We start from the raw sequence: 25,876 nt of genomic DNA, 5'->3' as shown, positions 1-25,876 counted from the left end.
GGCAAGCTTGCTTTTCTGCTGTCTCTCAAAACTGGATAACTTTGGTGGATTGCTTTGGCCTGTGGATAACTGGTGTGTTGTTCAAAAATTATCCACAGGGTTATGCGAAGTTGAAAAAATTAGCCTTTTAGTGTCTGTTCGAGCACATGAAGCTGTTGGTTGAGTTCGGTGAGTTGCAAACGTTCAGCAGCAATTTTGCGAACGGCATGCAAAACAGTCGTGTGATCACGTCCACCAAACAGCTCGCCAATTTCAGGCAAGCTTTTTTGAGTCAGCTCTTTGGCCAAGTACATCGCAATTTGGCGAGGTCTCGCAATGGAAGCGGGCCGCTTCTTGGAGTACATGTCTGCGACTTTGATTTTGTAATAGTCCGCGACTGTCTTTTGGATGTTCTCTACAGAGATTTGACGGTTTTGGATCGACAGCAGATCTCTGAGCGCATCACGCGCGAGCTGAATTGAGATTTCTTTTTGGTTGAAACGTGAGTACGCCAAGATCTTGCGCAGGGCGCCTTCTAACTCACGCACGTTGGAGCGCACGTTTTTAGCGACGAAGAAAGCGACTTCTTCGGGCATCTCTGTACCTTCGTTGCGTGCTTTGGTGATCAAAATGGCAACGCGCATTTCCAGTTCAGGCGGTTCGATGGCGACGGTCAAGCCTGCGTCAAACCTCGAAACCAAACGTTCGTGAATGTCTGTCAACCCTTTGGGATAGGTGTCGCTGGTCATGACGATGTGCGATTTTTTCGCCAATAACGCTTCAAAGGCGTTAAAGAACTCTTCTTGTGTTCTTTCTTTGTTGGCAAAAAATTGAACGTCGTCAATCAGCAGCAAATCTAGGGAGTGGTAACGCTCTTTGAATTCGTCAAATGTTTTACGTTGGTAGGCTTTCACCACATCTGACACAAATTGCTCAGCATGGATGTAGAGAACTTTGGCATCTGGACGTTCTGCGAGCATTTTGTTGCCCACCGCATGCATCAAATGGGTCTTACCCAAGCCAACGCCACCGTAAATGAACAAGGGGTTGTACAACTGTCCAGGCATGGTGGCCACATGCAGTGCTGCAGCCCGTGCCATGCGGTTGGCAGTACCTTCGACCAAACTATCAAAAGTAAGCGCTGTATTGAGACGTGTGCGAGGACCAGTGGGGGCTGCTTCTTCGATGCCGACAAAGCTTTCAGGCAGCGATTCCAATTCTTGTGTGTACGACACAACCCTTGTTTTAACAGGGGCCTCTTTGGGTGTGATCGCCAGCTCAACTTGAATTGGTTGGCCATAAAGTTGGTGCAAAAGTGCAGCAATGCGGTTGGCGTATTGGGCACGAACCCAGTCAAGTTTGAAGCGATTGCCCACCAAAATAACCACTTTGCTGAAATTTTCAGCAACTGTGGCTTGCAGGGGTTTGATCCAGGTGTTGAACTGTTGTTCTGGGAGTTCTTGCGCGAGTTGGTCGACACAGGTTTGCCATAAACCATCGCCTGAATTTGAAGGTAAACCGTCTGCGGCAGAGGAAGGGAGACCCTGAATCATGAATTATTTTTCTGTGGATAGCTGGGTAAAAATTCCCGCGAAAACGCACTTTATCAAACTTTTATCCACAGGTCACGGTAAAAATTTTTAAGCCTTGAAACCAGCTCAGTTCATCCCATCAAGCAAGAAAATTCAGAGGGGCTTAAAAATTTGAGATAATCACGGGTTTCCCTGATCTTCAGGGTCTAGATATTTGGAATCATCATGAAACGCACTTACCAGCCTTCTAAAACACGCCGCGCCCGTACACACGGTTTCTTGGTCCGCATGAAAACACGTGGCGGCCGTGCTGTGATCAACGCACGTCGCGCCAAGGGCCGCAAGCGTCTGGCTGTCTAATTCTCAAACCACTGAACAGGCCCGCGACGTGAGCGCCGTGGAACGTCTGACACAGTGGACTGAGTTTCAGGCTGTCATGGCAGCAGGCAGTGTCGCAAGAACACCGCATTTTGTGCTGCATCAATGGCGTCCAACGCAGATCAATTTGGCAGGGCCAGAGTTTGAAAAAACTCCGGCCCTGTTTTTGCACGATGTTTTGATGTTGGGTGCTTTGACGCCTAAGCGGTGGGCCAAACGCGCCGTGACGCGCAATTTGATCAGGCGTCAGATTCACAGTGTGTCGCAAGAGTTTGCAGACAAGCTGATGCCAACACCCTACGTCGTGCGCTTACGCACCACGTTTGACAACAAAAAATTCATCAGCGCGTCTTCGGATGCCTTGAAAATTGCAGTTCGCGAAGAACTGACACAGTTGTTTGGCAAAGTTATTTCGCCATGATGCAAATGTTCCTCATCCGATGCGTTCGAGCCTATCGACTGTTTCTCAGTCCTTGGCTCGGTTCGGCATGTCGATTTGAGCCAACATGCTCGGTCTATGCGCTTGAAGCTTTGTCACAACACGGTGCAGCGCATGGCAGCTATTTGACGCTGCGCCGTTTGGGTCGTTGTCACCCATGGTGCGTGGGTGGGCAAGACCCTGTTCCGCCTACACCGCTTGCATTTTTGACTTCTTTGACATCTTCCAACTCCGGAAAGAACTCTCCATGAACGACATTCGCCGCACCATTTTATGGGTGATTTTTGGCTTTTCCATGGTCCTTTTATGGGACCAATGGCAGGTCTTTAATGGCCACAAAGCCACTTTCTTTCCTAACCCAGCGCAACAAGCACAGGTCGCAGCAGTCGCAAAGCCTGCTTCTGATGTGCCTCAAGCCGCTGGCGTTCCCGCTGCTGTGGCTGCTCAGCCCGGTACCGTGCCTGTCACGGAAGCTCAAACGTCGGCTCCTAAAGAGTTGGTGGAGGTTCAAACGGATGTGCTCAAACTCACATTTGACACAGAAGGCGGTACCTTGGCGCGTGTGGAGTTCTTGACCCAAGCCGATGTGCAGCATCCTGGTCACAACGTGGTCTTGTTGGACGACAGCAAAGAGCGCATTTACATGGCTCAAACGGGTTTGATTGCCAGTACCCCAGGCGTGGCGATGCCAACACACAAGAGTGTGATGAAAGTTTTGCCAGGCGCACGCACATTGCAAGGTGATGCCAAAGAACTGAACATCACGTTCGAATCAGCCGCACAAGGTGGCGTGAAATTGGTGAAAACCTACACCGTCAAGCGTGGTGCATATGACATGGCGGTCAAACACGACATCGTCAACACCAGCGCACAAGAGGTGTCGCCTCAGTTGTATTTCCAATTGGTTCGTGATGGCAACAAGCCCGCAGGTGAGTCGTCGTTCTACTCCACCTTCACGGGCCCTGCGGTTTACACCGACGCCAAGAAGTACCAAAAAGTGGAATTTTCTGACATCAAAAAGAAAAAGGTCGACATCGAAAAGCAATCGGCCAATGGCTACATCGCCATGGTTCAACATTACTTTGTCAGCGCTTGGATCTTGCCCGACGGTTTGAAGCGTGACATTTCGATGGACGCCGTGGACATTGGTTCTTCCATGGCTGACTGCTGCTACCGCGCCACCTTGATTGCCCCGTTGGACGCCATCAAACCCGGCGAAACCAAAAGCGTTGCCGCTACTTTTTATGCAGGTCCGCAAGAAGAGAAAAAACTCGAAGCTCTGTACCCAGGCTTGGAATTGGTCAAAGACTATGGCTGGCTGACCATCATGGCCAAGCCTTTGTATTGGCTGCTCGATCAAATCCACAAAATCTTAGGCAACTGGGGTTGGTCTATCGTGGCCTTGGTGTTGTTGCTCAAAGCAGGTTTCTACTGGTTGAATGCCCACGCCTATCAGAGCATGGCCAAGATGAAGGCGGTCAACCCACGCATCACCGAAATGCGTGAACGCCTGAAAGACAACCCACAACAAATGCAAATGGAGATGATGAAGATTTACCGCGAAGAGAAGGTCAACCCCATGGGTGGTTGCTTGCCTATCGCGATTCAGATTCCCGTGTTCATCGCCTTGTACTGGGTGTTGTTGTCTACCGTTGAAATGCGCAACGCACCATGGGTGGGTTGGATCCATGACTTGGCAGCGCCCGATCCCTTCTTTATCTTGCCTTTGGTGATGACGTTGACAACACTGTTGCAAACGGCTTTGAACCCCGCACCACCAGATCCGATGCAAGCCAAAATGATGTGGATCATGCCGCTGGCTTTCAGCGTGATGTTCTTCTTCTTCCCCGCAGGTTTGGTGCTGTACTGGATCACCAACAACGTGTTGTCGATTGCACAGCAGTGGTTCATCAACACCCGTATGGGCGTGCCACCGCAATTCAATTTGCCAAAGTTCTAATTCAAAACTTGAAAGCTTGACAGCTTTCAAAAATTTGAAAACCCGCCGTCCGAAAGGGTGGCGGGTTTTTTTCTGGACAATCCACCCATGCTTTCACAACACGACGCCCCCATCATTGCCATAGCCACAGCGCCCGGTCGAGGTGCGGTCGGTATCGTGCGACTCAGCGGTAAAGGGTTGGCCCCCGTGGTGCAAGCCTTGTGTGGGCGCAGCCTCAAACCGCGTGAAGCCACGTATTTGCCTATTCCTGACGCCAATGGCACACCCATTGACCATGTGTTGGCCCTGCACTTTCCCGGCCCCAACAGCTACACAGGTGAAGACGTGCTGGAGCTGCAAGCCCACGGCGGGCCTGTGGTGCTGCAACTGTTGTTGGCGCGTTGTCTGAGCGTCGCAGCACAATTGGACGCTGAACAACGCCCTTTGTTGCGTGGCTTGCGTTTGGCCCAACCCGGTGAATTCACACAGCGTGCCTTTTTAAATCACAAGCTCGACTTGGCCCAAGCCGAAGCAGTGGCTGATTTGATCGATGCCAGCACCGAGGCTGCGGCGCGCAGTGCCAGCCGTTCGCTCGCGGGTGCGTTTTCAACCGAAATTCATCAGCTGCGCGATGCCTTGATTCACTTGCGCATGTTGGTCGAAGCGACCTTGGACTTCCCAGAAGAAGACATCGACTTCTTGAAACAAGCCGACGCCCAAGGCCAACTTGATCGCCTGCAAGCCAACCTTTTGCGCGTGACGCAGCAAACCCGTCAAGGCGCGTTGCTGCGTGAAGGCATTCGCGTGGTCATTGCGGGGCAACCCAACGCAGGCAAGAGTTCACTCCTCAATGCCTTGGCGGGGGCAGAGTTGGCCATCGTCACGCCCATTGCGGGCACCACGCGCGACGTGGTGCAACAAACCATTCAAATCGAAGGCGTACCGCTGCACGTCATCGACACGGCTGGACTGCGCGATCACCCCGATGTGGACGAGGTTGAACGCATTGGCATTGCGCGCGCGTGGGATCAAATTGGTCAAGCGGATGCTGTCTTGTTTTTGCATGACCTCACCCGTCAAAGCGACGATGCCTACCAAACCGCAGACGCCGACATTGGAGCCACCCTGCAGCAAACGGTGGCCGCCCATGTGCCCGTGCTGCATGTGTGGAACAAGGCAGATGCCAGCGAGGGTGTGAGCGCAGACATCGCCACAAGCCAAGCTTTAGCTGAAAGCAAAGCGCAGGGCGAGACGGCAAGCGACAGGCCTTCTGCTGCCACACGTCTCACGCTGCGCCTATCTGCCAAAACCGGTGATGGGTTGCCCGCTTTGCGTGAACATTTACTCCAAGTCGTGGGTTGGCAAGGCGGTAGCGCGGAGGGTCTTTACATGGCGCGTGAACGTCATGTGCAAGCGCTGCGCGAGGTCGACGCGCATTTGCATCAGGCCAATGCGTGTTTGCAAGCGCGAATCCCCGCGTTGGACCTGTTGGCCGAAGAACTGCGATTGAGTCAAAACGCACTGAACACCATCACCGGTGAGTTCTCTTCCGATGATTTACTCGGCGTGATCTTTTCGAGCTTTTGCATCGGCAAATAAACCGGCACCTGGCCGATAAAATCGCACCATGATCCAAACTCACGCCCCCACAGCCGCGCCCGTGGACGACCAACGCATTTTGCAACTGGCCCACGACACGTTGGAGATCGAGGCCAACGCCGTGCGCGACTTGCGTGACCGCTTGTCACCTAGTTTCGTGCTGGCGGTACGCGCCATTCTCAAAGTCAGCGGCCGTGTGGTGGTCATGGGCATGGGCAAAAGCGGCCATGTGGGGCGCAAGATCACCGCCACCTTGGCGTCCACCGGCACGCCCGCTATGTTTGTGCACCCTGCCGAAGCCAGCCACGGCGACCTCGGTATGGTCAAAGACGGCGACTTGGTGATTGCGATTTCCAACAGTGGTGAGAGCGATGAACTCGCTGCCATCTTGCCCGTGCTCAAGCGTCAAGGTGTGCCCTTGGTCGCCATCACCGGTGGCGCGCAATCGACCTTGGCCAAGCATGCCGACATCGTGCTCGACAGTGCCGTAGCCAAAGAGGCGTGTCCGTTGAACTTGGCCCCTACTGCGAGCACTACCGCTCAAATGGCCTTGGGCGATGCCTTGGCCGTTGCCTTGCTCGACGCGCGTGGTTTTCGTGCCGAAGACTTTGCACGCTCTCACCCCGGCGGGTCTTTGGGCCGACGCTTACTCACCCACGTCAGCGACGTGATGCGCAGTGGTGACGACGTGCCCCATGTGTTGCCCACCGCCACCTTCAGCGAACTGATGCGCGAGATGAGCGCCAAAGGACTGGGCGCTTCCGCGATTGTGGACACACAGCGCAAGGTGTTGGGCGTGTTCACCGATGGCGATTTGCGGCGCTTGATTGAAAAGGGCACCGACATGCGTCAACTCACGGCTGAGCAAGTGATGCATGCTCAGCCACGCACCGTGCGTGCCACAGCTTTGGCGGCAGAAGCCGCGGAGTTGATGGAGTTGCACCGCATCACCAGCGTGCTGGTGATTGACGCGCAAGGCCTGCTCTGCGGCGCTTTGAATACCAACGATTTGATGCGCGCGAAGGTGATCTGATGACACAACGTTCACAAACAGCCATGCCCACACCTGCCCTCAACTTTGACCCTGCATTGCTCTTGCGTGCCCAAGGCGTGCGCGTGGCATTCTTTGATGTAGACGGCGTGCTCACCGATGGCGGTTTGTATTTCACGGAAAGTGGTGAAACCATCAAACGCTTTTGCACCCTTGATGGCCATGGGTTGAAGATGTTGAGAAAAGCAGGCATCACACCGGCCGTGATCACAGGGCGTGACAGTGCACCGCTGCGCACCCGACTCAAAGCTTTGGGCATTGAGCATGTGCGTTATGGCACCGAAGACAAAGCACCGGCCGCTCAAGAAATATTGACCCAACTGGGCCTCGACTGGTCGCAGGCCGCACACATTGGCGACGATTGGCCCGACATGGCGGTCATGCGTTTGGCGGCCTTTGCTTGCGCACCAAGCAACGCGCACATCGAAGTCAAAGCCATTGCCGATTACGTGACCCAACGTGAAGGGGGGCACGGCGCTGCGCGTGAGTTTTGCGATTTGTTGGTGGTCGCATCGGGACGCTACGCTGAGTTGTTACACGGTCACCTCGCATGAGCCAAGCGCCCGTGTCGCGATCCGTTTGGGCGCGGTTGCGTCAAACGTGGGACCACCTTGCGGTCTACTTTCCCATTTTTTTGATGGCGCTGATGGCGCTGTCTACGTATTGGTTGGTGCGCAACACACCCGTCATGGGCGAGGTCGAGTTAGAGTCCGCGCCGCGTCATGTTCCTGATTACTTCATGCGCGATTTTTCTGTGAGGGTGTTCGGTGCCGACGGCAAACTTAAAAGTGAAATCTTGGGTGCTGAAGGTCGCCACTACCCTGACACCGACACGCTTGAAATTGACCATCCCCACATTCGAGCCTTTTCTTCAGAAGGTCGGCTCACCATCTCAAGGGCTGAACGTGGTGTGATCAATGCGGATGGTTCAGAAGCGCAGCTGTTCAACAAGGCGCAGATCGTGCGGGAAGCGGCGAAAACACCGCAAGGCGTGGTGTTGCCCCGTACCGAGTTGCGCAGTGACTTCTTGCATCTTTTTGCCAACACAGAGAACGTGCGCTCGCATTTGCCTGTTGAGATGTTGCGTGGCACAGGGGATCGCTTTACCGCAGATCGCATGGATTACGACAACCTAGACCGTGTGATCCAACTCCATGGCCGTGTCCGCGGCACGATTGCGCCGAGATCTCAAGTAGCTGAAAAAACGAACCCATAAAAAAAGGCTCCCGAGGGAGCCTTTTTGATGTGCAGTTAAGCAGATCAGTAGCTGTTGCCACCGCCGCCAAAGCCGCCGCGACCACCGCCGCCGCCACCACCACTACGGCCACCGCCAGCACCGCCGCCACCGTAGGGGCTACGGAAACCGCCGCCACCGCCGCCGCCTTCGCGACCGCCACCACCGTAGCCGCCACCGCCACCACCGTAGCCACCGCCACCAGTGCGGGGAGGACGTGCCTCCATTGGACGGGCTTCGTTCACCACGAGGCTACGACCACCCAAAGGTGCGCCGTTCATGCCTTCAACCGCAGCCAAAGCTTCGGCATCGCTGCCCATTTCCACAAAGCCAAAACCTTTGGAGCGACCGGTGTCGCGTTCCATCATGACTTTAGCGCTGGTCACAGTACCGAACTGTCCGAAAGACTGCTCGAGGTCGCTGTCGCGAACCGAATACGGCAAGTTGCCGACGTACAATTTATTGCCCATGAAAGGGACTCCTTAAAACACAAAAACAAAGCGATGGAGTCCCGAACCGAAACTGACCGATCACCAAATACACCGTGTCAAAACTCAGGTTTAAACACGGCAACGGTCATTATGGGGCACAAGCACCCCATAAAACCAAGCGTTTTCCAGTATTCGAACGAATAAATCTCTGAAAAACCACAATTCATGCGGCTTACCAGCTCGATTCCCGGTCTGGCGACGCGCTGATCTTGTGGATAGACAGGTCAGCGCCTTCAAATTCTTCTTCTTGGCTCATGCGTAAACCGAGTGTCATTTTCAGCACGCCGTAGACCACAAAGCCACCTAGCAGCGCCCAAGCCACACCCAGTACCGTGCCTGCCAATTGAGCCGTGAGGCTCACGCCGCCTAAGCCACCCATCGATTGGGCACCAAAAATACCGGCGGCAATGCCACCCCAAGTGCCGCAAAGCCCGTGCAAGGGCCACACGCCCAACACATCGTCAATGCGCCATTTGTTTTGGGTCAAGGTGAACATCACCACAAAGATGGCACCGGCCACAGCGCCCACCACCAAGGCGCCCATGGGGTGCATCAAGTCAGAACCCGCACAGACAGCCACCAGGCCGGCCAAGGGGCCGTTGTGCACAAAGCCTGGGTCGTTTTTGCCCAAGAGCAAGGCCACCAATGTGCCACCGACCATGGCCATCAATGAGTTGACCGCCACCAAGCCTGAAATTTTGTCCAGAGTTTGTGCGCTCATCACGTTGAAGCCAAACCAGCCCACGATCAAAATCCATGCGCCCAAAGCGAGGAATGGAATGCTTGAAGGGGGATGCGCCGAAATCGCGCCGTCCTTGCGGTAACGGTTGCTGCGTGCGCCAAGCAACAGCACCGCGGGCAAAGCAATCCAGCCGCCCACGGCGTGCACGACCACAGAGCCTGCAAAATCGTGAAACTCTTCGCCGGTGAAGGCCTTCAGCCATGCTTGAAAGCCAAAGTGCTGGTTCCATGCAATGCCTTCAAAGAAGGGGTACACAAAACCCACAATCACGGCGGTTGCCAACAGTTGTGGCCAAAATTTGGCACGTTCTGCGATACCGCCCGAAATGATGGCGGGAATGGCTGCGGCAAAGGTCAGAAGGAAGAAAAACTTCACCAACTCATAGCCATTTTTATCAGCCAATGATTCCGCGCCGACCATGAAACTCGCGCCGTAAGCCACGCCATAGCCGACCACAAAATAAGCCACGGTGGACACGCAAAAGTCCACCAAAATTTTGACCAAGGCGTTGACTTGGTTTTTTTTCCGAACTGTGCCCAGCTCTAAAAATGCGAAGCCGGCGTGCATGGCAAGCACCATGATTGCGCCGAGCAGAATGAACAAAGCATCCGCGCCCTGTTTGTGTGCGTCCATAACTATTTCCCTGTCTTAAATGTTCTTTTTTGGTGCGTATTTGGCGGCCTCCAAAGAGGCGCACCGGATTTAAGCAAAAAATGCACCAAATGGAGAGGGATTGCCGCAATTTGGGGATTTAAGTGGTGGCGCGTTTGCTAAACGTCATTCAACTTTGTATTTCAATGGCGTTGACCGTGCATCCATTGGTACGACTGTCTTAGGACGTTATTTACCCATTGAGCCATCACTGGCCACCCGTATTGACGGAGGGAAATCGCCATAGCCACGTATGAAGGCGATGCTTTCCCTTGGGTTTGGATTTTGAGTTTCTAGGCCGATCAACCGGCCGCTTCTGCCTCGTCTTTTCCATCGGCGCGGTAACCCGCCAACACGTCATCCCACGGCACCGCCCCCACCCGTTGAGCCCAGGTCTTCCACTGCGCGATCAGTTCGTCGACGATGACCGGCTGTTGTGTCGTTAGGTTCGTGTTCTCGGCCCGATCCGTGTCCATGTCATAAAGCTCCCAAGGGTTGGGATACTCGCGCACCAGTTTCCAGCGCCCGCGACGGATCGCAGCGTTGCCGGTGTGTTCCCAATACAAGGTGTGGTCGGTGGGCTGGTGGCCGCGCAAAGCCGACAGGAGGCTGCAGCCTTCGCCTGGCGGAATATCGCGGACCCTGTTGTTGTCTGGGTAGGGGACTTGCGTGGCTTCCAAGATGGTTGGCAACACATCGGTGAGCTGAAAGGGTGCCCGAACAATGGCGCCATTGATCAGTCCACCTGCAGGCCAGTGCACGATCAAGGGGGTGGAGATGCCCCCCTCATGCGTCCAGCGCTTGTAGAGCCGAAAAGGCGTATTGGACAGGTTGGCCCAAGCGCGGCCATAGCTTGCATAGGTGTCCTCCGGACCCGGAACGATGGCCGGTTCGTTGCCGACCTTCAGATCACGGCCATTGCGTGGCTTCAGACGATCGAGGTCCGGCCTGCGCTTGATAAACGCTTCGGCACTGCCGTCCAGCGGAAGCACTTCAGCGCAAGCCCCGTTGTCCGACATGAAGAACACCAGGGTGTTCTCAAGCTGACCCGTTTCTTCGAGTGTGGCCAGAATGCCGCCGATTCCTTGGTCCATCCGGTGTATTTGCGCTGCATACACCTCCATGCGACGAGCCTCCCAAGCTTTGTCCTGCGCATCTTCCCAGGCAGGCTCCGCGGGATCGCGCTCGCATTCCTTCACCGCATCCGCCAGCAGGCCGGATTCACGCAGCCGCTGCATTCGCCGTTCACGCAGCACATCCCAGCCTTCGTCGTAACGGCCACGGAATTTGGCGATGTCCTCTTCGCTCGCCTGCAAAGGCCAGTGCGGCGCGGTGTAGGCGACATACATGAAGAACGGCTGGCCGACCTCTGACTGTTCACGCACAAAGGCGCAGGCTTCTTGGGTGATCGCGTCGGTGTAGTAGTAGTCCGACTTTTCCGTCGCTTCAGCTTCGACGTTGCGTTCACCGCGCGTGAGTGATGCGGGCTGGAAATACGAGCACGACCCCGCGAGCGTTCCGTAAAAGTGACCGAACCCGCGTCGCGTCGGCCATGCATCGTTGACCTGCCGAATGTTCGAGGCCAGATGCCACTTCCCAACGAGAGATGTCGCATACCCAGCGTCGGACAGAATTTCAGCAACGGTGATGCAACGGTCATTGAGAGAGCCCGGGTAACCATGCGGGCGATCGTCTTTCGTGAGGATGCCAATTCCCGTCTGGTGCGGATGCAAGCCCGTCAACAACGAGGCCCTAGATGGGCTGCAACGTGCTGTGTTGTAGAACTGTGAAAAACGCACACCCCCTGCGGCCAATCGGTCGATGTGGGGCGTTTCAATCTCGCTGCCGTAACAGCCGATGTCGGAGAACCCCATGTCATCGGCCAGGATCAGGAGTACGTTGGGTTTGTTTGCCATGTGTCTTGAATTCAATAGGCACCGCTTGGTGTCTGGGGATCAGTCGAAGGTGATCTTGGCCTTTTTCACGAGTTGACCAATTTGCTCGTAAGACTTTTGCAACGCTTGGCCATACTCCACGGGCGTTGATGCGAATGGGGAGAATCCTGCGCTTTCCAGTTGCTGGCGGATTTCAGGCTGCTCCAAGAGGCGCTTGATCTCGGCATTGATCCGTGTCACTGCCGTTGCGGGCGAGCCGGCCGGCATCAGCAAGCCCCAGTAGTTGCCGAACGAGAAGCCCGGCACGCCCGATTCCCCGATCGTGGGCACGTTCGGCAGCACCGCAACGCGTTCAGCGGTCACGGCGAGCGCTTTCAGTTTGCCAGCCTTGACCTGCGACAAGGCGCTGCCATCAATCAACAAATCAATATGCCCGCCGAGCAAGTCATTGAGCGCTGGCGCACCACCACGGTACGGGACATGCACGATGTCGAGACCCGCCGCTGCCTGCAACGCTTCGAGGCACAGATGGCCCATGGTGCCATTGCCTGCCGTGCCGCACTTGTACTTGCCCGGGTTGGCCTTGGCCAGTGTCAGAAATTCCTGAAACGACTTCGCCGGAAAAGTCGGCAGGCAAGTCACGACGATGGACACTTTCGCCAAGGTCGACACTGGGGCAAAGTTTTTCGCCGGATCGTAGGGCACGTTGGGCTGCGCGTAACGGCTCACCACCAGGTCGCTCAGGTTGCCAAGCCCGAGGGTGTGACCATCGGCGGTGGCGCGGGCTGCGGCCGTCATGCCGATCACGCCGCCAGCACCTGCGCGGTTTTCAACGACCACGGGCTGGCCGAGTGCCTTGGCCAGCGGCACCGAAAAAATGCGGGCCAAGATGTCCGTGTTGCCACCGGGTGGGTTCGGGACAATCAGCGTGATGGCTTTGGTTGGATAGAGGGACTGCGCCCGAACGGTTGTGGGCAACATGGCTGCGGCTAGGGCTGCGGATGTCGCGTGAAGCAAGGTGCGACGCTTGAAGGGGGCTTGCGTGAAGCCCTCGCCCAAACGCAGCGATCGACCAGTGACGAATCTCATGGGGTGTCTCCGTGATTGATGTGCCGAAACAGGGCTCACATTGCCAAGCACTTTGTGATCTTATGCCGCGATTTTTCGTCAGGTATTACCTCGACAAGCACGAGACCCATGCTTCTGAAGATATACCTGACTGATGCCGATTCGCTAAGGCTGATGTCCTTCGGACATCCATTGCGTCAATGTGGGCAACACTTGTTTCACATGACGGCTCACAACGGCGTGAACTGCTTGGCATGCCTCCGTTGGTGCCGCGTGTGACGAAAGCCGCAGCACGATGTTGCGGTCCAAGCTCGGCTGGACGATGCGGGCCGCCTGCAGTTCATGCCGCGCAACTTCCGCGCGTATGGCGCTCATGCCGACGATGGCATAAATACCACCAGCGCCGACCAATTTCTTTTGAAGATTCAGGCTGTCGCATTCGAGTCGGATGTTGAGTTGAATGCCGCGACGTCCAGCCCAATGCTCTAGAACGTTGTGAAAAGCATAGGGGCGACCTGGAATGACCAACGGCATGTTGTGCAACTGGTCGAACGGGATCGTCTCTGCGGCCGTCAACGGGTCTCCGGGTGCGCTGATCAAGACATGCGGCATTCTGGCAATACCGTCTCCTCTTCCACTGCGACCTCGTGTGTTTTCGGAAAAAAGCGCGATGTCGAGCTCTCCGTTTTCAAGGCGAGCAGAAACGCGACCGCTCATGCCGCTGACCAAATGCAACCGGACCTTGGGGAACAGGCGTTCCATTTTGGCGTGGATCGGACCACACAGCGATTCGGCCAAAGAGTCGATGATGCCGATGCGAACCACCCCAGCGGGCTCTCTGAGCAAGCCCGTCGCGTCTTCGGTGAGGAGTTGTCCCGCCGTCACCCATGTCTTGACGCGCGGGTAGAGCCGCTGCCCGATCTCGTTCAGGCGCACACCGCGCGCCGTGCGTTCAAAGAGCTTTCCGCCACACGCGCGTTCGATGGCGCCAAGCTGACGGCTGATGGCCGATTGCGCTACATCGCGTGCCGCAGCAGTGACCGTCAAGCTGCCGCACTCCGCGATCTGAAGAAACAGTAGCCATTGGTCGACGGAGAGCGGCGAAGTCACGACATCATTTCAGTGGAGGTGACTGGAGGGCGCAGCGATGTTTCATAGGTCGAATCTTATCGTCACCGCCCCTGTGCACGTTCAGCCAAGAAAATCTCGATCCGACGGTTACGGGCGCGACCGGCTTCGGTTGAGTTGTCGGCAATGGGTTCGCGCTCGCCGCGGCCATCGATGGTGATGCGGTTGGCACTCACGCCGCGTGACACCAAATAGTCGCGTGCGCTTTGTGCCCGGTTCAGTGACAGTGGGTTATTGACCGCATCGCTGCCTGTGTTGTCGGTGTGCCCGATGATGCGCACTTCGGTGCTTGGCTGTTGGGCGAGACCTTGGGCGAATTGGTCCAAGATCGGGCGCAAATTGGGCTTGATGTCATGGCGTCCCGTGTCAAACGAGATGTCGTTCGGAATCGTCAGCTTGAGCTGGTTGTCTGCGGTTTGTGTGACCACCGTGCCCGTGCCTGCCGTGGCTTGTTCCATGGCGCGTTTTTTGTCTTCCATGTTCTTCGACCAGACATAACCGCCCAGAGCGCCCAGGCCCGCACCGATGGCGGTAGAGCGTGAATCGTGGCCCAAAATTTGGCCGGCCACGGCACCGATCAGTGCCCCCGTACCGGCGCCCTTTTGCTCAGGGGTTGCTGTGGCACAGCCCGTTAACAAAGCCGCAACGGTGCACGTTGCAAGGCCGATGTGTGTGAATACAGCTGTTTTTTGAATCATGGCAGTTCCCCTTTAAAAATAAACGCACTTGAATCTAGCCGAGAAGATGGTGCGTGACTGTTTTTTACCGTACAAAGAGTTGCAAGTAAATGTATGAAAGATGAACATGGTGGAGGGTTGTGCCGACGTTACGGTGCATCATTTCGAAATGACACACACATTTGAACCACACACCGGACTGACCGCTGAGCAAGCCCGCGAACAACTCGCCATCGACGGTCCGAATGAGCTCGATGCCACGCATCGTCTGGGATTGCTGCGCCGCTTGTGGGGTATGTTGCGTCAGCCGATGTTTGCGCTGCTCGTGCTGGCGGCTGTGCTTTATCTTGTCTTGGGTGATTTGGCCGAGGGTGTGACGCTGTGTGTGTTCGTCTTGGCGGTGTTGGTGTTGACGTTTTATCAAGAAGGCAAATCAGAAGCTGCCATTGATGCATTGCGCCAATTGAGTCAACCTTTTGCACAGGTGGTACGCGATGGGCAGCGTCTGAAAATTCCGTCACGCGAGGTCGTGGTGGGCGACTGGCTGTTGATCTCAGAGGGCGATCGCATCGCCGCAGATGGCTGGTTGATTCAAGCGGACCAAATGCTGGTCGACGAGTCGATGTTGACGGGTGAATCGGTCACGGTTGGCAAACTCGGTGCTGACTTTGATGCGGCGGCCGCAGCAAAACCATCCATCGGTGGCGACGATCAACCGACTGTGTTTGCGGGCACGTTTGTGGTGCGTGGGCACGGCACCTTGCGGGTGACTGCCACGGGTATGCGCGGTCAAATGGGCCGCATCGGCGCCACACTGAATCAAATCGGAGACGAGGTCACACCGCTGCAAGAGCAAACAGCGCAGTTGGTCAAAGTGTTGGCATTCATCACACTCTTTTTGTGTGGGGTGATGGTGTTCACCTTGGGGCTGCGAGATGGCGCGTGGGTGCCTGCGTTGTTGTCGGGCATCGCCTTGGCGATGGCCATCTTGCCCGAGGAATACCCCGTGGTCTTGGCTTTGATGCCCGCTTTGGGGGCGCGTCGCTTGGCGCAAGAAGGTGTGCTGACCCGCCGCCTCAATGCCATCGAAACCTTGGGCGCGATCACCGTGTTGTGTACCGACAAAACCGGCACCTTGACCGAAAACCGCATGACGGTATCGGCCTTGGCCGTGGGCAACGCGCACCAACCCACCGTGTTGAACTTGGCCCAACTCAGCGTCAAAGGCAAGCCAGATGAGGTTTTGCCCGAGGCGTTTCACGGTTTGGTGGAACACGCGATTTTGGCCAGCGCCGAGCGCCCGTTTGACCCGATGGAAGTGGCGTTTCATCAGCTCGGCCAACAGTTTTTACAGGACACCGAGCATCTGCACCGCGACTGGCGCTTGGTGCAAACCTATGCCCTCAGCCCCGCGTTGCGCGCCATGTCGCATGTTTGGCAGGCCCGCGAAGGCGATGTGCAGACGGTGTCGGCGAAAGGTGCCCCTGAAGCGGTGATGGGTTTGTGCCACATGTCGCCCGAGCTTCAAGCGCAGTGGGCCCACGCGGTGAATGACATGGCGGCCCAAGGCTTGCGCGTATTGGCTGTGGCGCAAGGTGTGTTTGAAGGCCATGACTGGCCCGCGTCTGAGCACGACTTTGAGTTTGCGTGGTTGGGCTTGGTGGGGCTGAGCGACCCGTTGCGGGCAGAAATTCCGCAAGCCGTGGCAGATGCTTACTCGGCAGGGATTCAGGTGATCATGATCACCGGTGACTATCCTGCGACGGCGCGCGTCATCGCTAACCAAGCGGGCCTGCGCAGCGGCGTGACCTTGACCGGTGATGACATCGATGCGATGTCGGATGAGGCGCTGAGTCAGACGATTCGCGAGACCCGTGTGTGTGCGCGCATCTCCCCCCATCAAAAACTGCGAATCGTGGAGGCTCTCAAACGCAACGGGGACGTGGTCGCGATGACCGGCGATGGTGTGAACGATGCGCCCGCACTGCGCGCCGCGCACGTCGGTGTCGCCATGGGTTTGCGTGGCACCGATGTCGCCCGCGAAGCCGCTTCTTTGGTGTTGGTGGACGACAACTTTGCCTCCATTGTTCAGGGCATTCGCGCAGGACGACGCATTTATGGCAACTTGCAAAAATCGATGGCCTACATCTTTGCCATCCACATTCCAATTGCCTGCTTGGCCTTGGTGCCCATGTTGTTTGCGTTGCCACCGTTGTTGATGCCGCTGCATATTGCATTGCTAGAACTCATCATCGACCCCTCGTGTTCCATCGCCTTTGAAAACGAGCCCGCCGATGCCGATGTCATGCAACGCCCGCCGCGCGATCGGTACGCCCCGCTCTTTGGCACACGCGCTGTGCTGGGGGCGTTCGGTCAAGGCTTGTCGGTCATGGTCGCCACCGGAGTGACGTATGTGTTGGCGTTGGGTTTGTCACCTGCGCACAGCCGTGCCATGGTCTTCACCACCTTGGTCATGTCCAACATCATGCTCATGTGGGTCAACCGCACACAGGCGGGGCAACTGTTGCAAGGTTTGAGCGTGCGCAACGATGTGTCGGCTTGGGTGATGGGCTGCACGCTTGCGGGCGTGTTGTCATGCCTGTATGTGCCGTGGTTTGTCGAGCCGCTTAAGTTTGCATCGCTAGACGCTGAGCAACTGCTGCTTGCGCTAGGCGTTGGCATGGCCAGCGTGTGGGGTGCACTGGCCTGCCGTTGGGCGATGGGGCAGACGCTCAGTGCGCAGCGCGAATCAAGTCCGCCGCCTTCTCCGCAATCATGAGGGTGGGCGCATTGGTGTTGCCGCCAATCAAGGTGGGCATGATCGACGCATCCACCACCCGCAGGCCTTGCACGCCGTGCACCCGCAGCTGATCGTCGACCACCGCCATCAAATCGTGGCCCATTTTGCAAGTGCCCACGGGGTGATATTGGGTGTCTGCGCGGTTGCGAATGTCTTGTTCGACGGCGCGTGCATCGTTTTGATCTAGCGCGTAAAGCGCTTTGCCACGCACCCCATCAAAGGGTGATGCATCGAGAATGCGGCGTTGTGCGTGAGCCCCAGCCAACAGGGTGTCGAAATCTGCGGAGGCGCTTAAAAATTGGGGGTCAATCCGTGGGTGGTCGGAGGCGTCGGGTGACGCAATTTCCACCGTGCCGCGACTTTGCGGACGCAGCACCGTGACGTGGCAGCTGTAGCCATGACCGAGGTGCTGTTTGCGTGCGTGGTCATCGACGATGCCTTGCACAAACACCAGTTGCAGGTCGGGCACGTCCACGTCGGGGCGGCTGCGAAAGAACGCACCTGATTCGGCAATCGACGACGTCATCATGCCTTGACGCTCACGTTTCCATTGCGCGATGCCCTTCATCACGCGGACGGCGCCTGGCAGCGACAGCCCCAAGGTATCGGTGTTGCTGGTTGTGCGGTAGCTGAAGACGTAGTCAATGTGGTCTTGCAAATTCTGGCCAACGCCGGGCAAGTCGACGGCGGTGGCAATGCCCTTCGATTGCAGCAACGCCCCAGGCCCGATGCCTGAGAGTTGCAGCAGCTGCGGTGAGCCAAAAGCGCCCGAACTCAGCAGCACCTCACGACGCGCTTTCAGCGTGAAGTCTTGTCCCTTGACGCGCGCTTGGACACCGACAGCATGGCGACCTTCCAACACAATTTTTTGCGTCAAGGCGCCGGTCATCACGGTCAAGTTCGACCGGTTCAAGTTCGGGGTGAGGTAGCCTTTGGCTGCGCTGCAACGCTCGCCATTTTTTTGCGTCACTTGGTACATGAACGCGCCGAATTGCGTGGCACCGTTGTAGTCGTGGACCGCCGGAATGCCACACAAATGCGCGGATTCCAAAAACATCGCATTGAGTGAGCTTGCTTGGCGCAACTCTGCCACGTTGAGCGGACCGCCCTGGCCGTGAAACGCGTCTTGGTGTGTTTCGTTGTGCTCTGACTTTTTGAAATACGGCAGCACCTCGTCGTAAGACCAACCGGTGTTGCCCAACGAGGCCCAATGGTCGTAGTCACTGCGGTGGCCGCGCACGTACAGCATGGCGTTGATAGAGCTGGAGCCGCCCAAGGTTTTGCCGCGCGGCTGGTAGCCCCGTCGGCCGTTCAAGCCGGGTTGAGGCACGGTGTTGAAGGCCCAGTTGTTGATCTTGGTGGGCACCATCGCCACGATGCCTGCGGGCATGTGAATCAGCATGCTGCTGTCGGGTCCGCCCACCTCCAGCAAGCAGACGCTGACGCTGGGGTCTTCGCTCAGGCGGCTGGCCAACACGCAACCTGCGGAGCCCGCACCGACCACGATGTAGTCATAGCTTTGGTCCATGGTGATTCCTTAGCGCGGGGTGCGAGGTTCAACCATGGGGAAGCCCACGCTGAACGACTCCAACATGCCCAGCAATTCCCCCACTTTTTCACGCTTGCCGGAGACCACAATCAAGCCTGCTTGCAGTGCCGCAGGGAAGGTGGTTTTTTGCAACGAGATGTCATCCAGCGTGGCGCGGCTGAGTGTCAAGGTCGCATCGGCGTTGGGAACTTGGGCATCTGCCATGTAGGTCAGCGCACTGTTTTCAAGGTTGAGCACGTACTTTTGCTGGGTGTCTGTGAAGTGCCAGTTGAAGGCCATGGTTTTGCCTTGCGCTTTGTCACCGTTCAAGCGCACGCCCAAGAAGTCAAAGAACATGTCGAGCGGCAGCGCACGAATCACGTCGGGCGAGGCCGAGACAAACGAGGGCAACTTAGGCACGCCGTTGCGCAACTCCGCGGCGCCTTGCAAGAACGCGTTGCGTGCGGTGGCGGACTCCATTTGGTAACCCAACTGCTCATAGGCTTCAGCCCCCAAGGTGCGGGCTTCTTGGTTGGTAGCGTCTGCAAATACCAGCTGTGAGGTGACCTGTGCCACCCAGCGGTATTCGCCGCGCGCAAAGTCTTCACGCGCACGTTTGAGCACGGCATCGGCACCGCCCATGTACTCGATGGTTTTCTTGGCTGCGGGTGCGGGGGGCAAGGCTTCGAGGTTGACGGGGTTGCCGTCGTAGTAGCCCAAATAACGTTGGTAGATGGCTTTGATGTTGTGTTTCAGGTGGCCATAAAACGGGTGTGTGGACCAGTCTTGCGACAAGCTCGGTGGCATTTGAATGTTCTCAGCAATTTCAGACGCCACGTAACCGTGGTTCATCAAGCGCACGGTTTGGTCATGCAAAAACTTGTAGGTGTCGCGCTGGTTTTTCAGTGTGCGCTGCAGGCGGTCGCCACCCCACACGGGCCAGTTGTGTTGGGCAATCATCACGTCGCTTTTGTCACCGTAGCGTTGCAGCGCGCCACCGATGTACTTGGACCACGACAGGGCATCACGCACCAACGCGCCACGCATGGGCAAGAGGTTGTGCATGTTTTGGGTGGCGATCTCGGTCATGTTCAACACCTTGAATTGGGGGTGGTACATGATCATTTCGGCGGGGGCTTCGGCGCCGGGTGTGAGTTCAAAGACGATATCAATGCCATCGATGCGATGCTTCTCCACGGGCTTTTCAATCAGTTGCGTGGGGGCGATCAAACTGATGGTGCCTGGTGCTGTGGGCTTGCCCAAACCCGCATCGACTTGGCCCTTTTCATTGCGCGGCAAGAGCATGCCAAACTGGTACATGGCACGACGTGACATGGCGTTGCCCGCGATCACGTTCTCCCCCACCGCTTCTTCCATGAAGCCTGCCGGCGCAATGATTTTCACTTTGCCTGCCGCCACATCGTCGCCGTTGACCACGCCGCGCACGCCGCCAAAGTGGTCCACATGGCTGTGCGAATAAATCACGGCCACCACGGGTTTGCGGGGGCGGTGTTTGTAAAACAAATTAAGCGCTGCTTTGGCTGTTTCGGTGGACACCAAAGGGTCGACCACGATCAAGCCCGTGTCGCCTTCAATGATGGTCATGTTCGACAAATCAAAGCCACGCACTTGGTACATGCGGTCGGTCACTTTGAACAAACCGTTCGCCATGTTCACGCGGGCATGGCGCCACAGGCCAGGATGCACGGTGTCGGGCGCGTCTTCTTTCGATAAAAACTCATAGCCTTTGAGCGTCCAGACGGGGCGGCCGGTGGGGCCCAAGATGAGCTGGTCGGTGGCCGATTCGATCAGGCCGCGCTTGGCGTCTTCAAACGACTGCTTGTCACCCAAGGGCATTTGGGCGCGTGCACTTTGGTTGGCGGCGCGCGTGGCTGCGGTGGCGTCTTTGGCTTGTGGTGCAGCAGGGGCTTGGGCCCAAGCGGCGTGTGTGGCCAGCGCCAAAACGGTGGTGGTGAACAGGGTGTTGATTTTCTTCATGAGGTTCTTTCTGAATTCAGGGCTGAAGGCGTTAAGCCACATCGCGCAATTCGCGACGCAAAATTTTTCCAACGGTGGACTTGGGCAGCGCCTCAACGAAGCGCACGACTTTGGGAACTTTGTAGGCGGCTAGCGATTGGCGGCAATGCGCGATCAGATCGTCTTCGCTCAGGGCTGCGTTGGCTGACTTGACCACGAACAGCTTGACGGCTTCGCCCGTTTTGTCATCGGCAAAGCCCACGCACGCACATTCAGCAACGCCCGCGCATGCGGTGGCCACCGCTTCAATTTCATTGGGATAGACGTTGAAGCCCGACACCAAAATCATGTCTTTCTTGCGGTCCACGATTTTCAAAAACCCTTGAGCATCGAAGGTGCCAATGTCGCCAGTTTTGAAATACCCGTCAGGCGTGAATGACGCAGCATTGGCCTCGGGCTGGTTCCAATACCCGCGCATGACTTGAGGGCCTTTGGCGCAAATTTCACCTTCTTGTCCGAGGGCCACTTCGTGCCCTTGGTCATCCAACAATTTGATGTCGGTCGAGGGCATGGGCAGGCCCGTGGTGCCGTTAAAGCTTTGGATGTGTGAGGGGTTGAAGCTCAACACCGGACCGGTTTCTGACAAGCCGTAGCCTTCGCGAATGAACGTGCCGGTGATGGCTTGCCACTTGTCCGACACCGCGCCAATCACAGCCGCGCCACCCCCGCCCGCCAAACGCAAACGCGACCAATCGACCTCGCGCGTGGCGGGGTGCATGACCAGTCCGGCATACAAGGTGTTCACGCCCATGAACACCGTCGGGCGTGCGGCTTTCAAGGTGCCTACAAAGCTGTCAAAGTCGCGCGGGTTGGGCACCAGCCAGTTGTCAGCGCCGACTGAGAAGTAGGTGATGAAGTTCACCATCAACGCGAAGATGTGATACAGCGGAATGGCGGTGACGATCACCTCTTCGCCGGGGCGCAGCGCTTGCGGCATGAAGCATTTGAATTGCTCGGTGTTGGCCACCAAGTTGCCGTGTGACAAGGCCGCGCCTTTGGACAGGCCCGTCGTGCCACCGGTGTATTGCAAAAACAGCAAGTCGTCGCTTTGCACGTCAACCGGTGTGAGGCTCATGTGCGCACCTTGTGCCAAGGCCTCGGTCAGCGCCACGGCGTGCGTGAGGCGTGCATCGACGGGTGGGCTCGGCAAGTTCGCGCCGCTGCCGTCACCCACACCCGCCGTGATGACATGACGCAGTTGAGTTTTGGCCATCACCTCGGCCACGGTGGCAGACACGCCGTTGAAGACGAGGATGGTTTGCGCACCCGCGTCGTTGAGTTGATGTTCCAACTCGCGTGGCGTGTACAGCGGGTTCACGTTTACTTGCACGGCGCCTGTGCGCAAGATGCCTAAAAACGCGATGGGAAAGGCCAGCAAATTTGGGGTCATCACGGCGATGCGGTCGCCCTTGCGAATGCCTAAATGGGTTTGCAAGTAAGCAGCGAAGTCTCGCGAAAGTCGGTCGAGGTCGGCGTAGGTCAGGGTTTGACCGGCGCAGCGTACGGCGGGTAAGTTCGCGAAGCGCTGCATGGCGGCTTCCATCATCGCCAGCATGGAGCTGTAAGCCTGGGGCTGAATGTGGTGCGGAATGCTGCCGTAGCTCGCCAGCCAATGTTGTTTGGTCATGTGGTCTCCCAGTGGTATGTCTTCACTTTAGAAACACCTTGCGGTGACCACTATCCGTTTTTCGTGAGATTGCTGCGTTGGCACCTAGGGAAATCCTGCATGCCCGATGGCAGGGCTTTTGATTAACCTCAAATTTAATAAATTTATGAAGCGCTTCAACGCCTACTCCTTGCTTTATGGGCATGCCCTTGCTGTGTGAATCTTCTGCCTCGCCTGCTTCTTTGCGGGCCACGCACATGCTCGACTTCGATCCGGAGGTGATGAGTGTGGCCATTCAGGATGGCGTGCTAGAGCATGTGCAATTGGAGTGTGGGCAGTTCAGTGGACAAATCGCGCACACCGCCGCGCCAGAGAGTTGGGTGGATTGGGGGCGCTACACCTTGTCGGTTTTGGCGCGCGGGGATTTGAGCCGCGACCGCGTGACGATTGCCATGGCCTTGCAGGGCCAAGGCGACTGGCGTTTGCAGGGGGCCAGTGCCTTGACGGGTGACATCGTGGTGTTTCCTGAACGCGGCGAGTTGTTGGCTGCTTTGCCGCCGCAAGCGCAATGGTTGTCGGTGCAAGTCTCGCGTGAGCGCTTAGACGCAGCGGGCTTGGCTGTGCATGCCTACAGCCCGAGTCAAGCCCATCGCATCAATGCGGGCGAGGCACCGGAGTTGTACCGCACCTTAGCCAGTTTGGCCCCCGTTTTGGCCCCCATGCCCAGCGCCGAAACCTACGACAGTGCAGCCGTCGCATGGGCCCATGATCAACTGGTGGATGGCTTGTTTGCACAGCTCGCGCGTTTGAGCGCAGCAGGGTCGGTCGAGACGCCGCTGGGGCCTACCGAACGTCATCATGTGGTGCGTCGCGCAGAGTTGTATTTGGAGGGGCGCGATGAGCAGTCCGTGCGCATGGAAGACTTGTGTCAAGCCGCTTGCACGAGTTTGTCTCGCTTAGAGCGTGCCTTTCGTGAGACCTTTGGTGTCAGCCCACGCCGTTATTTGACTTTGCGGCGCTTGGCCGCTGTGCGGCGTGAACTGTTGCGTCGCGAGTCTCACGCGTCCATCACCGATGTGGCGATGCGTTGGGGCTTTTTTCACCTCGGACGTTTTGCGCAAGATTACAAAGCCTTGTTTGCCGAGTTGCCTTCACAGACTTTGCGCAGCAGGCGTCATTAAAAACAAATCCAACGCCGCTGCGGTGAGGTCATCCAAGGTGGCGTGTTTGGCGGCTTGGCGCTTGTTCGCCGTTGCCAGCGGTGCTTCGTACCATTGCACCGACCAGTTGAGTGCCCCAAAAATCATCAGCCGCGCCAAGCCCACCGGCGCTCTTAAATCTCCGCTGTCATGCAGCGCTTGCAACACCGGAATCCAAGCGGCCTCGTAGTCGTCTTTGAGGGCGGTGATGGCTTGGCTTTGTGTGGGGTTGAGTGAGCGCCATTCGTACAACATGACGGGAATGAAGTCGCTGTCAGGGCCGAGCAAAACATCAAAGTGATGGCGCACGAGTGCTTGCAATCGCGCCCGTGGCGTGGTGTGCGGGGCTTGTAAAAGCAGGGCATCGAGCACGCGGTGTTGGCGCGCAATGGCCTGCTTCATGCCCTCGACCATCACCGCCAACAGCAAGTCTTGCTTGTTGCCGAAATGGTAGAAAGGCGAGCCCGCTTGCATACCCACTTTGGTGGCGATTTCTCGCGTGCTGGTGGCGTCATAACCTTTAAGTTTGAAAAGCTGCGCAGCGGCCGAAATGAGGGCTTGGCGGCGGTTGCCGTCGTCGCGCTCGTCTTCGGTTTTTTTGGGTCGACCGCGCGCGCGTTTGGTGGTGGTGTCTGGGGTTGTCACGGGTTGTATTGTCAGCGCCCCGCCAAACCCATGCTGCGCGAGATCACTTCTTTCATGATCTCGTTGGTACCGCCATAGATGCGTTGCACGCGGGCGTCGGCATAGGCGCGGGTGATGGGGTATTCCCACATGTAGCCATAGCCGCCGTGCAGCTGCACGCATTCGTCCATCACCTTGCATTGCAGGTCCGAGCACCAGTACTTGGCCATGCTGGCGGTCGCCGTGTCCAGCTTGTCTTGCAGCAACAGTTCGCTGCACTTGTCCACAAAAACGCGGGCGACTTGCACCTCGGTTTGCAGCTCGGCCAAGGTGTAACGTGTGTTTTGGTAGTTGCCCACGGCCTGGCCAAACACCTTGCGGTCTTTCACGTATTGCACCGTCCAATCGATGGCCGCTTGCGCTGCGGCAATGCCACCAATCGCGATTTGCAGGCGTTCCCAAGGCAGCTGCTCCATCAGGCAAATGAAGCCCTTGCCTTGCATGGCGGTGCCGCCCAGCAGCTGGTCGGCGCTGACCTTCACGTTGTCAAAGAACAGCTCAGACGTGTCTTGGGCTTTCAGGCCCAGCTTCTTCAAGCGCTTGCCTTTTTCAAAGCCGGGCATGCCGCGCTCAATCAGGAACAGGCTGGTGCCTTTGGCGCCTGCGGCCGGGTCGGTCTTGGCCACCAGAATCACCAGATCGGCGTGCCAGCCGTTGGTGATGAAGGTCTTGCTGCCGTTGATGAGGTAAGTGCCATCGGGTTGCAGCATGGCTGTGGTTTTGACGCCTTGCAGGTCTGAGCCCGCAGCCGGTTCGCTCATGGCAATCGCGCCCACCATCTCGCCGCTGGTCAGCTTGGGCAGGTATTTTTGTTTTTGTGCCTCGGTGCCGTAATGCAGGATGTAAGGGGCGACGATCTCGCTGTGCAAACCATAGCCAATGCCACTGAAACCGGCGCGTGACAGCTCTTCCATCTGCACCACCGAATACAGCTTGTCGGCATCCGAGCCGCCATAGGCCTCGGGCAGGGTCATGCACAAAAAGCCGTTTTCGCCCGCTTTGTGCCATACCGCACGGTCCACATAGCCTTGCTCTTCCCAAGCTTCATGGTGGGGTGCAATTTCTTTGTCCATGAAGCGGCGAAAGCTGTCGCGGAAGGCTTCGTGGTCGGGGGTAAAAAGCGTGCGTTCAATCATGGCGGTTCCTTGCAAAAAACTAGGGTTTATTTATACAGAGCGTTTGCTTTGTAAAAAGTATACTGATTCGAAATTCCAGCAAC

At 57.0% G+C, this 25,876-nt stretch carries 22 protein-coding genes; 10 read left to right on the top strand and 12 right to left on the bottom strand.

Features of this window, described 5'->3' with window-relative positions; translation table 11 throughout:
• Positions 1 to 119: 119 nt before the first annotated feature.
• Positions 120 to 1,532, bottom strand: coding sequence for a chromosomal replication initiator protein DnaA (gene dnaA / locus RMS95_RS06520; protein WP_310644636.1), 1,413 nt, complete (start codon positions 1,530 to 1,532; stop codon positions 120 to 122).
• A 204-nt stretch (positions 1,533 to 1,736) separates the two neighbouring features.
• Here dnaA and rpmH point away from each other — a divergent pair, with 204 nt between their 5' ends.
• The 8 genes from rpmH to lptC all read left to right on the top strand — a co-directional run bounded on the left by rpmH (position 1,737) and on the right by lptC (position 8,133).
• The gene (rpmH, locus tag RMS95_RS06515) at positions 1,737 to 1,871 is read left to right on the top strand and encodes a 50S ribosomal protein L34 (protein ID WP_005798102.1); all 135 of its coding nucleotides are present in this window, start codon (positions 1,737 to 1,739) and stop codon (positions 1,869 to 1,871) included.
• 28 nt (positions 1,872 to 1,899) lie between these two features.
• Entirely contained in the window at positions 1,900 to 2,310 is a 411-nt protein-coding gene (locus RMS95_RS06510; RefSeq protein WP_310644635.1) for a ribonuclease P protein component, read from the top strand.
• Positions 2,307 to 2,579, top strand: coding sequence for a membrane protein insertion efficiency factor YidD (gene yidD, locus RMS95_RS06505; RefSeq protein WP_310644633.1), 273 nt, complete (start codon positions 2,307 to 2,309; stop codon positions 2,577 to 2,579). Before RMS95_RS06510 ends, yidD begins: the two co-directional genes overlap by 4 nt.
• Positions 2,576 to 4,288: a membrane protein insertase YidC gene (yidC, locus tag RMS95_RS06500; RefSeq protein ID WP_310644632.1), complete on the top strand. Its 1,713-nt coding sequence runs from the start codon at positions 2,576 to 2,578 to the stop codon at positions 4,286 to 4,288. Before yidD ends, yidC begins: the two co-directional genes overlap by 4 nt.
• Before the next feature lie 87 nt (positions 4,289 to 4,375).
• Positions 4,376 to 5,866 (top strand): tRNA uridine-5-carboxymethylaminomethyl(34) synthesis GTPase MnmE, encoded by a 1,491-nt coding sequence (gene mnmE / locus RMS95_RS06495; protein ID WP_310644630.1) that lies wholly within the window; start codon positions 4,376 to 4,378, stop codon positions 5,864 to 5,866.
• 28 nt (positions 5,867 to 5,894) lie between these two features.
• Positions 5,895 to 6,899, top strand: a complete 1,005-nt coding sequence (locus RMS95_RS06490; protein ID WP_310644628.1) for a KpsF/GutQ family sugar-phosphate isomerase — start codon at positions 5,895 to 5,897, stop codon at positions 6,897 to 6,899.
• Complete coding sequence (locus RMS95_RS06485; protein WP_310644626.1) at positions 6,899 to 7,471, top strand: HAD hydrolase family protein; 573 nt, start codon at positions 6,899 to 6,901, stop codon at positions 7,469 to 7,471. The genes RMS95_RS06490 and RMS95_RS06485 overlap by 1 nt, the downstream gene beginning before the upstream one ends.
• Positions 7,468 to 8,133: an LPS export ABC transporter periplasmic protein LptC gene (lptC, locus tag RMS95_RS06480; protein ID WP_310644624.1), complete on the top strand. Its 666-nt coding sequence runs from the start codon at positions 7,468 to 7,470 to the stop codon at positions 8,131 to 8,133. The genes RMS95_RS06485 and lptC overlap by 4 nt, the downstream gene beginning before the upstream one ends.
• Before the next feature lie 44 nt (positions 8,134 to 8,177).
• On the opposite strand, the gene RMS95_RS06475 is transcribed toward lptC, so the two are convergent.
• The 6 genes from RMS95_RS06475 to RMS95_RS06450 all read right to left on the bottom strand — a co-directional run bounded on the left by RMS95_RS06475 (position 8,178) and on the right by RMS95_RS06450 (position 14,824).
• Positions 8,178 to 8,621, bottom strand: coding sequence for an RNA-binding protein (locus RMS95_RS06475; protein ID WP_310644622.1), 444 nt, complete (start codon positions 8,619 to 8,621; stop codon positions 8,178 to 8,180).
• A gap of 193 nt (positions 8,622 to 8,814) precedes the next feature.
• The gene (locus RMS95_RS06470) at positions 8,815 to 10,017 is read right to left on the bottom strand and encodes an ammonium transporter (protein ID WP_310644620.1); all 1,203 of its coding nucleotides are present in this window, start codon (positions 10,015 to 10,017) and stop codon (positions 8,815 to 8,817) included.
• Positions 10,018 to 10,337: 320 nt separating this feature from the next.
• Positions 10,338 to 11,951, bottom strand: coding sequence for an arylsulfatase (locus RMS95_RS06465; RefSeq protein WP_310644619.1), 1,614 nt, complete (start codon positions 11,949 to 11,951; stop codon positions 10,338 to 10,340).
• A 39-nt stretch (positions 11,952 to 11,990) separates the two neighbouring features.
• Positions 11,991 to 13,019 carry a tripartite tricarboxylate transporter substrate binding protein gene (locus tag RMS95_RS06460; protein ID WP_310644618.1) on the bottom strand — a complete coding sequence of 343 codons (1,029 nt, stop codon included), beginning with the start codon at positions 13,017 to 13,019 and terminating at the stop codon, positions 11,991 to 11,993.
• 144 nt (positions 13,020 to 13,163) lie between these two features.
• Positions 13,164 to 14,108 carry a LysR family transcriptional regulator gene (locus RMS95_RS06455; RefSeq protein WP_310644616.1) on the bottom strand — a complete coding sequence of 315 codons (945 nt, stop codon included), beginning with the start codon at positions 14,106 to 14,108 and terminating at the stop codon, positions 13,164 to 13,166.
• 62 nt (positions 14,109 to 14,170) lie between these two features.
• Positions 14,171 to 14,824, bottom strand: coding sequence for an OmpA family protein (locus RMS95_RS06450; protein ID WP_310644615.1), 654 nt, complete (start codon positions 14,822 to 14,824; stop codon positions 14,171 to 14,173).
• Positions 14,825 to 14,972: 148 nt separating this feature from the next.
• Between RMS95_RS06450 and RMS95_RS06445 the strand changes: the two genes are divergently transcribed.
• The gene (locus RMS95_RS06445) at positions 14,973 to 17,582 is read left to right on the top strand and encodes a cation-translocating P-type ATPase (protein WP_310644613.1); all 2,610 of its coding nucleotides are present in this window, start codon (positions 14,973 to 14,975) and stop codon (positions 17,580 to 17,582) included.
• On the opposite strand, the gene RMS95_RS06440 is transcribed toward RMS95_RS06445, so the two are convergent.
• The 3 genes from RMS95_RS06440 to RMS95_RS06430 are packed head-to-tail and all read right to left on the bottom strand — an operon-like array spanning position 17,536 to position 22,795.
• Entirely contained in the window at positions 17,536 to 19,131 is a 1,596-nt protein-coding gene (locus tag RMS95_RS06440) for a GMC family oxidoreductase N-terminal domain-containing protein (RefSeq protein ID WP_310644611.1), read from the bottom strand. The genes RMS95_RS06445 and RMS95_RS06440 overlap by 47 nt on opposite strands.
• A gap of 9 nt (positions 19,132 to 19,140) precedes the next feature.
• Entirely contained in the window at positions 19,141 to 21,129 is a 1,989-nt protein-coding gene (locus RMS95_RS06435) for an alkyl sulfatase dimerization domain-containing protein (protein WP_310644609.1), read from the bottom strand.
• Between the two features lie 31 nt (positions 21,130 to 21,160).
• Positions 21,161 to 22,795: an AMP-binding protein gene (locus RMS95_RS06430; RefSeq protein ID WP_310644607.1), complete on the bottom strand. Its 1,635-nt coding sequence runs from the start codon at positions 22,793 to 22,795 to the stop codon at positions 21,161 to 21,163.
• Positions 22,796 to 22,977: 182 nt separating this feature from the next.
• On the opposite strand from RMS95_RS06430, the gene RMS95_RS06425 reads away from it, so the two are divergent.
• Positions 22,978 to 23,955 (top strand): helix-turn-helix transcriptional regulator, encoded by a 978-nt coding sequence (locus RMS95_RS06425; RefSeq protein WP_310644605.1) that lies wholly within the window; start codon positions 22,978 to 22,980, stop codon positions 23,953 to 23,955.
• Here RMS95_RS06425 and RMS95_RS06420 read toward each other — a convergent pair.
• Both RMS95_RS06420 and RMS95_RS06415 read right to left on the bottom strand, forming a co-directional pair.
• The gene (locus RMS95_RS06420) at positions 23,926 to 24,618 is read right to left on the bottom strand and encodes a TetR/AcrR family transcriptional regulator (protein WP_310644604.1); all 693 of its coding nucleotides are present in this window, start codon (positions 24,616 to 24,618) and stop codon (positions 23,926 to 23,928) included. The two genes, RMS95_RS06425 and RMS95_RS06420, sit on opposite strands and share 30 nt — an antisense overlap.
• A gap of 11 nt (positions 24,619 to 24,629) precedes the next feature.
• Positions 24,630 to 25,793, bottom strand: a complete 1,164-nt coding sequence (locus tag RMS95_RS06415) for an acyl-CoA dehydrogenase family protein (protein WP_310644603.1) — start codon at positions 25,791 to 25,793, stop codon at positions 24,630 to 24,632.
• Between the last annotated feature and the right edge of the window lie 83 nt (positions 25,794 to 25,876).

Source organism: Limnohabitans sp., from assembly GCF_031539175.1.
Classification (GTDB): Bacteria; Pseudomonadota; Gammaproteobacteria; order Burkholderiales; family Burkholderiaceae_C; genus Limnohabitans.
This window is presented reverse-complemented; position numbering and strand designations above follow the sequence as displayed.

Coding starts and splice junctions, on each gene's coding strand:
- dnaA (WP_310644636.1), bottom strand. CDS start 1,532: ATGATTCAGGGTCTCCCTTCCTCTGCCGCAGACGGTTTACCTTCAAAT.
- rpmH (WP_005798102.1), top strand. CDS start 1,737: ATGAAACGCACTTACCAGCCTTCTAAAACACGCCGCGCCCGTACACAC.
- yidD (WP_310644633.1), top strand. CDS start 2,307: ATGATGCAAATGTTCCTCATCCGATGCGTTCGAGCCTATCGACTGTTT.
- yidC (WP_310644632.1), top strand. CDS start 2,576: ATGAACGACATTCGCCGCACCATTTTATGGGTGATTTTTGGCTTTTCC.
- mnmE (WP_310644630.1), top strand. CDS start 4,376: ATGCTTTCACAACACGACGCCCCCATCATTGCCATAGCCACAGCGCCC.
- RMS95_RS06490 (WP_310644628.1), top strand. CDS start 5,895: ATGATCCAAACTCACGCCCCCACAGCCGCGCCCGTGGACGACCAACGC.
- RMS95_RS06485 (WP_310644626.1), top strand. CDS start 6,899: ATGACACAACGTTCACAAACAGCCATGCCCACACCTGCCCTCAACTTT.
- lptC (WP_310644624.1), top strand. CDS start 7,468: ATGAGCCAAGCGCCCGTGTCGCGATCCGTTTGGGCGCGGTTGCGTCAA.
- RMS95_RS06475 (WP_310644622.1), bottom strand. CDS start 8,621: ATGGGCAATAAATTGTACGTCGGCAACTTGCCGTATTCGGTTCGCGAC.
- RMS95_RS06470 (WP_310644620.1), bottom strand. CDS start 10,017: ATGGACGCACACAAACAGGGCGCGGATGCTTTGTTCATTCTGCTCGGC.
- RMS95_RS06465 (WP_310644619.1), bottom strand. CDS start 11,951: ATGGCAAACAAACCCAACGTACTCCTGATCCTGGCCGATGACATGGGG.
- RMS95_RS06460 (WP_310644618.1), bottom strand. CDS start 13,019: ATGAGATTCGTCACTGGTCGATCGCTGCGTTTGGGCGAGGGCTTCACG.
- RMS95_RS06450 (WP_310644615.1), bottom strand. CDS start 14,824: ATGATTCAAAAAACAGCTGTATTCACACACATCGGCCTTGCAACGTGC.
- RMS95_RS06445 (WP_310644613.1), top strand. CDS start 14,973: ATGACACACACATTTGAACCACACACCGGACTGACCGCTGAGCAAGCC.
- RMS95_RS06440 (WP_310644611.1), bottom strand. CDS start 19,131: ATGGACCAAAGCTATGACTACATCGTGGTCGGTGCGGGCTCCGCAGGT.
- RMS95_RS06435 (WP_310644609.1), bottom strand. CDS start 21,129: ATGAAGAAAATCAACACCCTGTTCACCACCACCGTTTTGGCGCTGGCC.
- RMS95_RS06430 (WP_310644607.1), bottom strand. CDS start 22,795: ATGACCAAACAACATTGGCTGGCGAGCTACGGCAGCATTCCGCACCAC.
- RMS95_RS06425 (WP_310644605.1), top strand. CDS start 22,978: ATGCCCTTGCTGTGTGAATCTTCTGCCTCGCCTGCTTCTTTGCGGGCC.
- RMS95_RS06415 (WP_310644603.1), bottom strand. CDS start 25,793: ATGATTGAACGCACGCTTTTTACCCCCGACCACGAAGCCTTCCGCGAC.